This window comes from Acinetobacter sp. (genome assembly GCF_049284435.1).
Lineage (GTDB): Bacteria > Pseudomonadota > Gammaproteobacteria > Pseudomonadales > Moraxellaceae > Acinetobacter.
Window position 1 is genome coordinate 1 of record NZ_JBAPXX010000046.1, and the last position, 13,433, is coordinate 13,433.

Below are 13,433 nucleotides of genomic sequence, written 5' to 3' on the forward strand. Positions count from 1 at the left end.
GCAATATTGGCAGGACTTTCGATTTTACTGAACACTCTTCAACTGCTCTCGGAATATTCAATAGATGAACTGAATGAAATCGCAACAATTGCATTAAGTACCTAAAGATGTGTAGATACCTATGCCCTTAGGGAGAGGGTTGGGGTGAGGGCGGAATTTTAAATAAAAAGAGTATCGACCCTAGGAGAAGAGTAAAGTGAAGGAAATAAATTACTTCTTCAACTTACTCAATAATCCCTTTGGTAACTTCTCCGTCGCAAAACCATACAGCGCAGCAAAAGGCAGTGCGGTACGCGCCAGATAAGCAACCCGCCACAAACCACCATGATTCGCACCATGCATCATCAATTCAAGCGGATGGTTGAGTTTTACTTCAGGATTGGCCACCGATTCTGGATTACGCAGATCATGAATCCATAGAGCCGCCATAATCGCATTGGTGGTTTCAGGCGCGAAAGCTTCCACATCAAACAGGCTGGCGCCATTGAATGCGGCTTTTAATAGCGGATTTTTGGTGACAGAATGAGTGGTCGTAGAAGGTGCAATATTGATACTGACCCGCTGGCCTTGAGCGCGAGCCAAGGTAGCACGCCATTGCTGGATACGTTTTGCCAGCGCATAGTTCGGGCCTTGTTCAACCACCAGACAGTCACAAATGCCATATGCCTGATCGCCAGACTGAATCAGCTCATGACTATTTTTCTGGAAAAAGTGTTTGCGGCTTAAAGTCGCAACACTTTTAGAAATCAGGGTCTGTGCCTTGGAGTGTTCAGTGTATTTCACTTTTGACGCTTCAATCACTTCACTCGGCACGGCATACACATCGGTCGGCGTACACATGTACATCAGGCTGGTATTGGCTTTTTGCTGGCTAACATAGTGCATGATGGCATCCATCGCCATGGAAACGCGGACATGCTTTTCACCATCAAGATAGGCAATTGCAGCTAGATCTAAATCCTGCTCAAACTGTAATAACCATTTGGCAATTTCAGGAATCTGGGTGAGCAAATTCGCGCCCAGTTTTTCTTTTAAAATATCAAGTGAAGTATCGGCACGCAAGTCTTCAGTACAAGGTGCATATAGTGTGGCATTGCCTTGGTTGATGGTATCGATAATGTTGCCCCAGACCCGGGTATTCGGCAAATCAATCGCCACAATATTGGCTTTCCATTTTGCCAACCAGGTCAGAGGTCCTGCTTCAGATGCAGCACCAAACAGCACTGTGGTCCGATCTGACAGGTCAAACCATTCAGGATGTACCACACATTCACGTAGGGCATTGGCATGGCTGGTTTCCATAATGCCTTGAGTTTCCCAGCGTTCAATCTGCTCCAGTAAGGCATCACCTTGCAGCTTTTGACCCTGGTAGGGCACATACCATTCTGGTGCCGCTTTGCTATTACCTGTCAGCTTGAAGGTATGTAACTGACCCGCGGGAAGGGAGAAGACCTCCTGCAGTAAATGCTTGTGACCGTCACGATAAAATTCAAACGTCTGATGGGCCTGTGCCAATCCATCCTCTGCAATTTTCAGGCTGGCTTCAGGAGAGCTCAGACCCTGCTCGACCAACTGCTTAAAATGTAAGGTGTAAAGTTTACGCCAGTTTTTTTCTGATTGTGCCTGTGCGGAACTGTGAGGGGCGACATTGGCTAGAGCTGCCGCGATAATTGCGCGCCCTGCTTTTGAGCTACTTGATTTTTGTTGTGGAGACTGAAGAGGAAATTGAAGACCGTCTGGTGTAGTGGACATGCAAAATATCTCGAGAATGACAGTAATTAATATACAGATATATACATTATCGCTGCAAATTTCAGTCCAAGATTGGCATTAAGTGACATCATCACTTTCTAATATATTACGAGATGTTTCAAACAAATAAGAGAGCAGCAACTCTCTTATCAATTTTTAGCAGAAATATGAGGATTAATTCATATATAGCCTCATTCCATCAGTATTTAAAAACCCTAATTAAAACGGAACCTGCATCAGTTTATTCAGGAAATGCGGAATCAGGCGTGGCTCCAGAATAATCGTCATGACCACCCCGTAAGCCGCTCCCCATAAATGCGCGCTGTGATTAATATTGCTATTGCCTTTTTTGCCTGACCAGATGCTGTAGGCTACATACAGCACAGCAAAAATAATTGCAGGAACCGGAATGAAGAACACAAAGATTAACTTCCAAGGTTCAAATAAGATATAAGCAAACAGCACAGCCGACACTGCACCGGAAGCGCCTAGACTTGCCCAGTGCGCATCATTTTTATGCTTCAGGTAACTTGGCAGAATCGCTGCGATCAGACCACCGAGGTAAAACAGGATAAAACCCAGGTCATACAGGTATTGACGATAAAAGCTTTCAATCACGCTGCCAAAAAAGAACAGGGTAATCATGTTAAACAAGAGATGCGCTCCATCCGCATGGATAAAGCCATGAGTAATAAAGCGATCGTATTGTCCACGTTGCAGTGCCGGTGGCCAGAAAATCAGGCGATTCATCACCGTCTCTTTGGAGAAAGCAATGAATGACACAATACAGGTGATCAGAATAATGGTCACGGTATGATTAAAAGGTAAATCAAGCATATAAATGATTCTAATGGTGCCTATTTGCCAATTATCATGCCATTAAAATTGAGCTAAAGTTGTACTTTTATAATAAATCCGACAATTTTAGTTGATTTTTAAAAATTACCCCGCATCTTCAGTTAAAATGGCCGCTTGAGCTTGAGGAAATTATTGTTATGTCGACTGAGAACAGCAGCACTCCAGTTGTTGGTGAAATTCCCAACTTATTGATTACACCAACAGCACAAGAGTATTTAAAGGATCTACTGGATAAACAGAACACTCCGGGTATTGGTGTGCGTGTTTTTGTAGAGCATCCGGGTACTCCTCGCGCTGAATGTTGCATGGCCTATAGTGCACCTGATGAAGTTGTACCGACAGATTATAAGCAGGAATATCCTGATTTCCCTGCTTTTATCGATTCGCTATCTATTCCGTATTTACTCGATGCCGTGATTGATTACAACAAAGACCGTTTTGGTGGTCAGTTGACTTTCCGTGCACCGAATTCCAAAGTGCCACGCGTTGGGCCAGATGCATCGGTAGAAGAGCGTATTACCTATGTATTGCAGTCTGAAATTAACCCGGGCCTGGCAGGTCATGGCGGTAACTGTGCACTGGTTGAAGTCAAAGAAGACCCTGAAAAAGGTTTAACCGCTATACTTAAATTTGGTGGTGGTTGCCAGGGCTGTTCAGCGATTGATATCACCTTGAAACAAGGTGTTGAAACCACATTAAAACAACATGTACCAGAGTTAATGCATGTCGTTGATGAAACGGATCATAGTCAATCTGAAGGTGCGTATATGAAATAATCTGTTCCATATAACAGTTTATTTATCGCATTTTAAAAAACCTCGAAATTTCGAGGTTTTTTTATATGTGGCTTAAAAACCAGTGAATGTTAATGATAATAATTATCAACATTAATTGCATTCAATTGAAAAGATGTTACACTTCGCAACCGAATAAACATGATCTCTTCATAAATATTGGGGCGTGCAAGATATGAATAAGCCATTCTTAAAAACAACTTTAGCATTTGCTGTAACTTCAGTCATGACGGGTAATGCATTTGCAGTCGAAGCTGTTGTTCCACAGGCGGAAGCGACTAAACTGCAAACGATTGTGGTGACCGCAACAGGTTATGAGCAAGATTTGGCTAAAGCACCTGCTTCCATTACCGTGATTGATCGTGAAGAATTAGATAAACGTGAATATAACGACATTACTGATGTGCTGCGTAATACGCCTGGCGTAGTGGTTTCGGGTTCAGGTTCTGCACAGTCCATTAGTATTCGAGGCATGAGTTCAAACTATACTTTGTTTCTGGTCGATGGTAAGCGTCAATACGGCAAGGATGTGAACCCGAATGGGGATGATGGCGGTTTTGAGAAAAATATTCTGCCACCACTTGCCGCCATTGAACGTATTGAAATTATTCGTGGTCCAGCTTCTACACTCTATGGTACGGATGCCATGGGCGGGGTAGTCAATATCATTACCAAAAAAGTGTCGGATGAATGGTCTGGTCATGTCAAATTAGGAACCACGCTTCAGGACAGTAGCCGTTCAGGTGATATTAAAAATGCTTCTGCATATCTTGCCGGTCCTTTAATTGCAGACAAGCTGGGCTTGCAGCTGGCAGTCAATAAGCAGAAACGTAATGAAGACCATTATGTAGGCGGTTTTCGTGGCACAGAACGTGAAAGCTTAAATTCACGTCTGAGCTATGCCATTAATGATGATCATGATGTGCAGGTTGAAGCCAATTTTGTGCAGCAGGAATCCACGACTTCAGTCGGTAAAACGGTAGCACCCGCCCAAGGCGCTGCAGATTCATTCTCGCGCAATTATCGTAATGTTTACTCAGTAACCCATAATGGGCGTTATAGCGATAACTTGGACAGTTCATCTTATATCCAGTATGAAAATTCAAAAAATCCGGATCGCGGAAATACGGAACTCGGCACCAAGGGGATTACCCTGGATACCTGGACAGCGAACAGTCAATGGAACTGGTCTTTAGGTGATCACATGCTGTCATTCGGTGGATATCTTAAAGATGAAAAACTGGTCGATAAAGCGACTAACCGGAATCCCAATGCACCTGAATTTAGTGAGTTAACACGTTGGTCTGCTGCTGCATTCCTTGAAGATACCTGGAGCATGACGGATCGTTTCGATTTAACCGCCGGCCTGCGTTATGACCATGATGAAAACTATAGTGGTCATTTATCGCCACGACTGTATGGGGTGTACGCGGTAAATGATAACTTTGTAGTAAAAGGGGGGGTGGCCACAGGTTATAAACAGCCTGATATTCGTGCAGCCACAGATGGGTTCTATAGCGTCACGGGTGGCGGTGGTTCACCTTTGCCAACAGGCCGTGGCATTATTCGTGCCAATCCGGACTTGGAACCTGAATCAAGTGTATCGACTGAATTAGGTTTCAACTGGAAAAATGATGATATCAATACATCGCTGACTGGCTTTATCACTAAATATAAAGACCGGATTACGGAAGTTCGTGCCTGCGAAACCGATACTGATGGCACCACAACAAACCGTAATAACTGGCAGAATTGGAAATGTTTCGAAGGGGATATTCCATTCTACTTTATTAGTGAACGAATCAACGTGGATGAAGCAGAAATTCGTGGTGTAGAAGCAACGCTAGAAGCCAGTCTGAATGATTACACGACATTGACTGCAAACTATACCTATACCGATTCAGAGTTTAAATCGGGTGTTTTTAAAGGTCAGCCACTTAACCAGATGCCAGAACACATGTTTAATATTGGTGTCGATTATGAGCTAAATGATGCATTAAACGTCTGGAGCCGCTTGCACCATCGTTCTGAAACCTCTGCATACTTGAGCCGTACTTCTATGGCTCAGCCAAATCCAGGCTACCAATTTGTAGATGTTGGCTTTAACTATAAATTCAGTCCGAATTTGACCGGTAAATTCGGCGTCTATAACCTACTGGATGAAAAAGCTGAAGATATTGATGGTGATCAATTATTGGATGGCCGTCGTTACGGTATCAGCCTGAATGCAAAATTCTAAGCACACGAGAAAATAGAAAAGCCGCTATAAAGCGGCTTTTTTTATTTAAATCTTAAGAATTTTCAAAGTATCTTCATGATAATAAAATTGTTCCAGATACATGCGTGCGCGTTCACGTAAATGGCCTTGAGAAACCATCTGCTGGATTACCGGGCTGAGCAGTTGCTGCAATTCATTCTGAATTAAAGATTCATCAATATTCAGATCACGGAGTAACTGATCAAAAGTATGTTCCTGATTACGGACATACCAGGTATGAATTCCGTCATGTACTTGCTGCTGTAAATAGTCTGTCTGGCGTATGTGATCCCAGATGTCATGACCTAAACCGACCGTCTGATTCAGGTCCTGAAGTTCAATATAATTCTTCAAGACCGATACTGGCATATCCTTAATTTTATGCCAGAGATTGGCCTGAAAATGATAGAGTTTCTCGTCGTCAAAATGCTGGTTCAGCACATGCTCACTCATCTGGCTGAGCTTCAGAATGTTCTTTTGCAGATAACGCGCAACGGTGCTATCGAGGTTGGTGTCGGTGACATTTTCCAGAACGGATTTGCCCATTTTCATAAAGCGGGAAACACCGGGTACGCTTTTGGCAATCACGGAATTATCCAGATAATCCTGAATGGAATGCTGGATCAATTGCGTAATCATGGCTGAAAATGCCGGATTATTGACTACGGTTTTAATCAGACGCTGACGATGGCCACTTTTGCTGGCCACATACTGGGCGATTTTGTCCACGGTCAGGACTGGAATCAGATCGGCGATTGTGGTGGTATCATTGGCCGGATGGACCAGGGTAAAACGGATGTGCTCGGCAATCTGTTCAATCAGAAAGCTGCTGGCGGCAGTACCGAGAATCTGTTTTTGTAAAAGCTGATTGATCAGTTCACAGCTCCACAGCTCTTTTAGAGTCTGTTTACGCAACCACAAATAAAATGAATGAAACTCGCTTTGAATCGTTTCAGATTGAGAAAATGCCTGATCGAGAAAATCAAGTTGAGCATCGATCAACTGCTCAATCATCGGGTGTTTCTGCATAGCATCTCTGAAACTTAATTTAAAGGAATGAGTTTATCAGCAAGCGGGTTTTTTAGGGTCTGTGTCTTGGCCAGAAAAGGCAAATAATGTTGTGCGACCTGTTTTTCTGCTTCCAGAATCGGCATATGCCCGACGTTATTCAAAATCACCGGTTTTTCGGCACGTTTCAGCAGGGCATGCAGTTCTTTGACCACTTCGACATTAATGATTCGGTCCTGTCTGCCCCATAAAATCAAGGTGGGTGCTTCTACCGTGCGGGTCAGGCGGGCAAAGGTTTCCGGTGTATAAATCCGGTTTAGCATCACCACCTGATCAATCGATTTTCTGGTTTGTTCAGCGCGTGAAATCAGCAGTTTTTCCTGTGCATGCCGCAACTGATAAGGAATCACCGCTGGGTTCTGCATGAGCTCTTTGGATACATCCTGCAGATCGCCAGGTTTGCTGACGATCAGATCTTTTAAGGCTTGTGGGTCTTTGGTATAGGGAGTATTCCCCATTTTGTAAAGACCAGCACTATTGATCAAAAACAGGCTTTGCGTATCAAAAGGATATTGTGAAGCATACATCGTAGCAATCGAGCCACCCAGAGAATGCCCAGCAATATGTAAATTCTCGTCCACATTTAAGGTTTCAATAAATAGACGTAGCTGGGAGGTCACATTAGGTACAGAAACATCAAAATTGTCCGGAACTTTGGTGTCACCGTTGCTTGGCAGATCCGGAATAATGACATGATAATAGGGCGTCAGAAACTGCGCGACCCGGTTCCAGTTGTCGCGCGTGCCGGCCAGACCATGAATCAGTAGAATGGATGGTTTGTTCTTGGCACCGCCTTCGCTATAGCTCCAGGTGACCTCGCCAATTTTGAGGGTCTTGGATTTGAGACCGGCAAGGCTGCGTTCCTGCAACAAATGCTGCTGCAAGACTTTGGCAGATGTTTCATTCTTCTGGCTAAACAGTATTTGAGCATGTGTCAGGCCCGGTAATGCCATGCTGAAGGCAACCAAGGCTGAACAGATCATTTTCGAACGCAATTTTATTATTTTCTTCATCGGCTATTCCCCCAAACAAACCCAGTGAGCAAATTGCTCAATCAAAATACTTCCATGTTATAAATTTGCAATTTTCATTCAAATAAAAACATTATTCTTCACCCTATTTTAAATCAATCCTTGCGCTTGTCACCCATTAGTTTTTTGCTAGATTACATTAAATGACTGGAAAATGTGATGTATTGCGCATAAATTCCCTGCAGAAATGAAATTAGATAAATGCTAAAAATTTAATCAGCTAAGATTTTTTGCAAGTGACATTCAAAAAAACTGGCAGTAAGATATTGCAACTAAAACCATCGGTGATAGAAAAGAATGCTCACAGCTCAAGAAGCTTTAGAACGTCTTAGACAGGGTAACCAACGTTTTGTCAGTGGCGATACCACGCATCCAAAACAACTTAGCCACCAACAGCGCGCAGAAATGGCAGAGGATCAGAATCCGTTTGCGATTGTTTTGGGATGTTCAGATTCGCGCGTTCCAGCCGAAATGGTTTTTGATCAGGGGCTCGGCGATCTTTTTGTGATTCGTGTGGCAGGTAATATTGTTGCCCCCTCACAGGTCGGCAGTGTTGAATTTGCCGCGGCACGTTATGATTGCGCGATTGTGGTTGTGTTAGGTCACAGTCACTGTGGTGCGATTAAAGCCACCATTGATACCTTAATGTGTCCAGATTGTCCGCCATCAGCAAACCTGATGTCGATTGTGAACCGCGTACGTCCTTCAGTTGAAACCTTAATGCAAACTGAACTGAAAAATGACTTGGCAAAATTATCCAAGCATGCAGTACGTTCCAACGTATTTGCCTCGGTGAATCAGTTGCGTCATGGTTCAGCTGTTTTGGAAAACCTGATTGGACAAGGAAAATTAAAAGTCGTGGGTGCTGAATATTCACTTGAAACAGGTGAAGTTACATTCTTTGATTTCTAAGTCAGATTTTAAGATTTGAACAAATTAAAGGCGCTTTATAAAGCGCCTTTAATGTATGGATAAGCATTATTTAACAGGATCGTCTGCGCTTTGGCATTCGGATGAATCAGATCCTTTTGCATCAGGGTCTTATGGCCGGCGACACCTTGCATAAAGAAGGGCAATAACTTCACCTTATATTGCTGACTCACCACTTTATAATTATTTTCAAAAGCCTTGCTATAGGCCTGTCCGTAATTAGGCGGCATTTTTATGCCAAAGACCACGACCTTGGCCTTGGCTTTCTGGCTCTGCTGAATCAGGCTGGCTAAATTTTTTTGAATCATTTGAGGTGGTTGTCCACGCAAGCCATCATTGCCACCTAACTCAATGACCACAAGGTCTGGACGATGCGTCTGTAGCAATTTTGGTAGTCTGGCCAGCGCTCCGCTGGTGGTTTCGCCACTGACACTTGCATTGACCACTTTATGCTGTTTCGGATACTGTTGCTCTAAACGCTTTTGTAATAAATGTACCCAACCTTGCTGGGGCTGGATACCATAACCTGCACTTAAACTATCACCTAAAATCATAATCGTCTTTGCTGAAACCCCAAGAGGTAACAGGCACAGACTGAGCAAAAAAAAGTAAGGCAATAGCCGAGTTTTCTGATTAAGATCTTTCATATAGGACACGTATGATTCAAAGCAGCAACGATTCGACCATCATGCCACAGGCTATTATTTCTGCCCAGAAATTGACACAAAAGATACAACTTTCACAAAAACAGCTAACCATTTTTGAGGATCTTGATCTGGAGATTCAGGCCGGGGAGCAGGTGGCAATTACCGGTCGTTCCGGTTCCGGAAAATCCACATTACTGGGTATTCTGGCGACACTGGATCAGGCGAGTTCAGGTCAGCTTATGGTCTGTGGCGAATCAGTGTCTAGCTTGGATGAAGAACAACGTGCGCTGGTACGTTTAAGAAATATCGGGTTTGTCTTTCAGTCTTTTCAGCTCTTGCCGCATCTGACTGCACTTGAAAATGTAATGCTGCCACTGCGCCTGCAGCCCGGCTTTAAATATGCAGAAGCTGAGCAAAAGGCGTTGGCATTACTACATAAGGTCGGTCTGGATCGACAGGCGCAGCAAACGCCAAAAGTGCTATCTGGCGGTGAACAACAGCGTGTGGCGATTGCTCGTGCACTGGTCAGTGAACCAAAAATCATTTTTGCCGATGAACCTACAGGCAATCTCGATGGTGAAACGGCCAGAGAAATTGAACAACTGCTGTTTCAACTGAACCGGGAACTGGGGACGACCTTGGTGCTGGTCACGCATGACCGCAAACTGGCGCAGCAGTGTCAGCGGCATTTTGAACTGCTGAATGGCGAGCTGATTGAACATCCGAGTGGAGGATGAAATGAATCCATTATTTCGTCCTTTACTGACTCAAAGTTTTAAAACGACCGGAATTTATCTGCTGATTATTGCCTTAACGCTGGCGATCAGTGCGACCACTGCACTCAAGTTTAGTAACGAGCAGATCCAAAATGCAGTCGCCTTGCAGGCAGCAGAAATGCTGGCCGGTGATCTGGTGCTTTCAGATAATGAGCCTTTGCCGAAGCAGTGGCGTGATCAGGCCAAGCAGCTGGATTTAAAGCAGTCAGAAGTCACTTTCTTTAGCAGTATGGCCTATACCGATGCGCAGTTTGTTATGGTCAATGTCAAAGCCATTGATCAGGCTTTTCCTGTGCGTGGCGAACTGCGGGTGCAACCGGCAAAAAAATCGATTCAATCTGGTGAAATCTGGCTCAGTCCACGAGCCATGGATTTGCTCAAAGTCAAATTGGGGGATCAGCTCAATATTGCCGATGCGGCGTTTAAAGTCACCGCCAAGATTGAACAGGACTCCAATCAGGAACTTGGATTTTCCGGATTTTCACCAACGGTAATTATCTCTCAGGCAGATGTGGCACGAACCAATGCGATTCAGGTAGGGAGCCGGATTGAATATCGCTTACTCATGGCTGGTCGCCCGGATGATACCCAACAATATGAAGCCTTGTTCAAGCAGCAGGTCAAGTCAGCAAACGGCTCGGCTGAAACGCCAGCGGAAGTGCAAGGGCAGGAGTTTGAGGAGCAAAGCAGTCTCAGGTTACGCAATGCCAGTGAAGGCAATACCCGCTTGATGAAGCCGATTGCTAATCTGGATACTTTCCTGCAACTGGCGAATATTTTGACCATTCTATTATGCGGCATTGCCATAGCCTTAACCGCGCAGCGCTATGTGCAGCAGAATCAGGATCATATTGCCTTGATGCGTTGTATTGGCGCTACCAAGCAGCAGATTCTGTCGGCTTATCTGGCTTTACTCGGGATGGTGCTGCTGATTGCCATGCTAATTGGTACCGTGGTCGGGATCAGTCTGGGTTATGGATTGTTACAGTTGATGTTGCAGCTGATTCCAAATTTACAGATTGAATTTTCAGCCCTAGCAATGTTGCTCGGGCCATTGCCGATCGCGATGCTGACCAGTGCCGTGGTGCTACTCGGCTTTGTCATGCCAAGCTTATTGCAACTCCTGAATACGCCGCCAATTCGGGTGATTCGTCAGCAGGAAAAATCAGTACAATCCATGCTGTGGATGCTGCTGACCGGAACGCTCAGCCTGATTATCTTTAGTGTGATTTTGACTGAAAATCTGTTGCTGACCGCCTGGGTGATTGGCGCGATTATCGTGTTATGTGCAGTGCTGTATCTGACGGTATGGGGGGTGTTGAAACTGCTGCGTAATATGAAGTTGAATCTGTCAGCTTATGTACGTACACCTTCTCAGACCGCCTTGCAGATTACGGCTTTAGCCTTGGGCTTGAGCCTGATTACAGTATTGGCAGTCTTGCGTACAGACCTGCTAGATCGTTGGCAGCAACAGTTACCGGAAGGTACGCCGAACCAGTTCGTTTATGGTTTGCCGCCTTTTGATATGCCAGATCTCAAAGCCCAATTTGAGCAGAATGGCTGGAAAAGCACGCCACTGTATCCGAATGTACGCGGGCGTCTGGTCGCCAAAAATGATCAGCCTTTTGCCGAGGAACTGGTGAAAAGCAGCAATACCTTGAGGCGTGAACTGAATCTGACCCAGTCAAACCGCTATCCCCAGGATAATGTGATTGTCAGTGGTGAGGCAGCTTTAAAGCAGGCCGGAACTGTATCAGTTGAAGCCAATACTGCCGAAGAGTTAGGGATCAAGATTGGAGATAAACTCAGTTTCAGTCTGCCGGAAGGGATACTGGAAGCCAAAGTAGTCAATTTAAGAACAGTCGAGTGGGAAAGTTTTAGCCCTAACTTCTTCTTTATTTTTGCCCCAAATACCATGGATGCCAATGCCGGCAGTTATCTGGGCAGTTTTTATGTCCCGGAGGCAGATAAAGGCAAGCTGGTGTCTGTGATCCAGCAATTTTCCAACACAGTTTTTATTGATGTCAGCCTGATTCTGGAAGAGATCAAACGCATTGTAAATGTGCTGGTGCAAATCGTGACGATCCTGGCGGTACTGGTCAGCATTTCCGGTTTTCTGGTGCTGATGGCCTGTTTGAACCTGTTGATGGATGAGCGCAAACGTGAAGTGGCTTTGCTCCGATCATTCGGTAGTTCCAAGCAGAAACTGAAAACCATGATGAGTCTGGAAATTGGTTTTATCGGACTGTTTGCCGGAATAGTTTCCTGTCTGTTTGCCGAAGTCATCAGTGCAATTGCCAGCTATAAAATGGATTTGATGATTCAGCCGCATTGGGAAATCTGGATTATCCTGCCGATCTTTATGACCGCTTTATGTATGCTAATTGGCCGTTATCGCCTGAGTTATCTGTCAGATATTCCGCCCTTACAAAGCTTGCGCGAGATGAATCAATAAGATTCATCTCTTGGGCTTTTAAACCGGTTCTGATTTAAAGTCGTAACTGCTGCTGCATCAGTTCCAGCATTTCTTGCCACAGTGGGCGAATTGCTTCAATCAAGGTCAAGTTATGTTGATAAAGCATCACACAAAGGCCGAAACCGACAAGCAGGGCAATCAGATTGAACAGGCGGCTACGCTGCTTTTTTTGACCGATGTACCATAACAAGGTGAGAAAAGCCCCCATCAGCATGCCGCCAATATGTGCGGCATTGTTGATTCCGCTGATCATAAAACCAAGTGCCAGATTCAGACCCATCACCATCACCAGAGTTTTTTTATCCAGGATAAAACGTTGCTGTGGCAGCATCGGCAATAAGGCCAGCGCCGTGAGTGAGGCACCGAGTCCCATCACGGCACCGGATGCGCCGGCACTGACTGCCGGCAATAAATCGGGATTGGCCACACCGCCTTCAATTAAGTTATAGCTGTCTTGAATGTTCATATAGCCACTGAGCAGGCTGCCCATTAATCCGGCACACACATACAGGCCAATAAAATACATCCGGCCAAACAGCTGTTCGGCCACACTACCAAAAATATACAAGGCCCACATATTCAACATCAGGTGAATCAGGCCAAAATGGAAAAACATGCTGCTAAACAAGCGCATGGGTTCCGCTAAATAGGTTAAAGGTGCATAATCGGCACCCCAGAGAATAGCGTCTCGGGTACTCGGCTGGCTAACATCCATGCCATTGATGGCTTGCCAGCCAAATAATCCAACATTGATCCCGATTAAAATGGCGGTGATCCACCAGAGATGCATTTCAAGTTTGCGATGTTCGACAGGGGGAGAGTATTCAGACATGCTATTTTTTTG

Annotated in this window: 11 protein-coding genes; 5 read left to right on the plus strand and 6 right to left on the minus strand. The window is 44.8% G+C overall.

The features are described from left to right. Positions 1 to 210: 210 nt before the first annotated feature. Positions 211 to 1,752 carry a hypothetical protein gene (locus tag WAK81_RS03865; RefSeq protein ID WP_422195758.1) on the minus strand — a complete coding sequence of 514 codons (1,542 nt, stop codon included), beginning with the start codon at positions 1,750 to 1,752 and terminating at the stop codon, positions 211 to 213. A gap of 219 nt (positions 1,753 to 1,971) precedes the next feature. Further along, a complete protein-coding gene (locus tag WAK81_RS03870; RefSeq protein WP_422195759.1) occupies positions 1,972 to 2,589 on the minus strand; it encodes a rhomboid family intramembrane serine protease in 618 nt (205 codons plus the stop codon). Between the two features lie 158 nt (positions 2,590 to 2,747). On the opposite strand from WAK81_RS03870, the gene nfuA reads away from it, so the two are divergent. Both nfuA and WAK81_RS03880 read left to right on the plus strand, forming a co-directional pair. After that, positions 2,748 to 3,386, plus strand: coding sequence for a Fe-S biogenesis protein NfuA (gene nfuA / locus WAK81_RS03875; RefSeq protein ID WP_422195760.1), 639 nt, complete (start codon positions 2,748 to 2,750; stop codon positions 3,384 to 3,386). Positions 3,387 to 3,579: 193 nt separating this feature from the next. Continuing rightward, positions 3,580 to 5,643 carry a TonB-dependent receptor domain-containing protein gene (locus WAK81_RS03880; RefSeq protein ID WP_422195761.1) on the plus strand — a complete coding sequence of 688 codons (2,064 nt, stop codon included), beginning with the start codon at positions 3,580 to 3,582 and terminating at the stop codon, positions 5,641 to 5,643. Positions 5,644 to 5,688: 45 nt separating this feature from the next. Here the strand turns inward: WAK81_RS03880 and WAK81_RS03885 are convergent, their stop codons facing one another. Continuing rightward, positions 5,689 to 6,690 carry a hypothetical protein gene (locus tag WAK81_RS03885; protein ID WP_422195762.1) on the minus strand — a complete coding sequence of 334 codons (1,002 nt, stop codon included), beginning with the start codon at positions 6,688 to 6,690 and terminating at the stop codon, positions 5,689 to 5,691. A 14-nt stretch (positions 6,691 to 6,704) separates the two neighbouring features. Beyond that, positions 6,705 to 7,742 (minus strand): alpha/beta fold hydrolase, encoded by a 1,038-nt coding sequence (locus WAK81_RS03890; protein WP_422195763.1) that lies wholly within the window; start codon positions 7,740 to 7,742, stop codon positions 6,705 to 6,707. Positions 7,743 to 8,057: 315 nt separating this feature from the next. Between WAK81_RS03890 and WAK81_RS03895 the strand changes: the two genes are divergently transcribed. Further along, positions 8,058 to 8,672 carry a carbonic anhydrase gene (locus WAK81_RS03895; RefSeq protein ID WP_004646264.1) on the plus strand — a complete coding sequence of 205 codons (615 nt, stop codon included), beginning with the start codon at positions 8,058 to 8,060 and terminating at the stop codon, positions 8,670 to 8,672. 35 nt (positions 8,673 to 8,707) lie between these two features. On the opposite strand, the gene WAK81_RS03900 is transcribed toward WAK81_RS03895, so the two are convergent. Then, complete coding sequence (locus WAK81_RS03900; RefSeq protein ID WP_422195764.1) at positions 8,708 to 9,337, minus strand: arylesterase; 630 nt, start codon at positions 9,335 to 9,337, stop codon at positions 8,708 to 8,710. An 11-nt stretch (positions 9,338 to 9,348) separates the two neighbouring features. Between WAK81_RS03900 and WAK81_RS03905 the strand changes: the two genes are divergently transcribed. Then, entirely contained in the window at positions 9,349 to 10,074 is a 726-nt protein-coding gene (locus WAK81_RS03905) for an ABC transporter ATP-binding protein (RefSeq protein WP_422195765.1), read from the plus strand. Position 10,075: 1 nt separating this feature from the next. Next, complete coding sequence (locus tag WAK81_RS03910; protein WP_422195766.1) at positions 10,076 to 12,568, plus strand: ABC transporter permease; 2,493 nt, start codon at positions 10,076 to 10,078, stop codon at positions 12,566 to 12,568. Between the two features lie 34 nt (positions 12,569 to 12,602). On the opposite strand, the gene WAK81_RS03915 is transcribed toward WAK81_RS03910, so the two are convergent. After that, a complete protein-coding gene (locus WAK81_RS03915; RefSeq protein WP_422195767.1) occupies positions 12,603 to 13,421 on the minus strand; it encodes a rhomboid family intramembrane serine protease in 819 nt (272 codons plus the stop codon). Positions 13,422 to 13,433 lie beyond the last annotated feature (12 nt).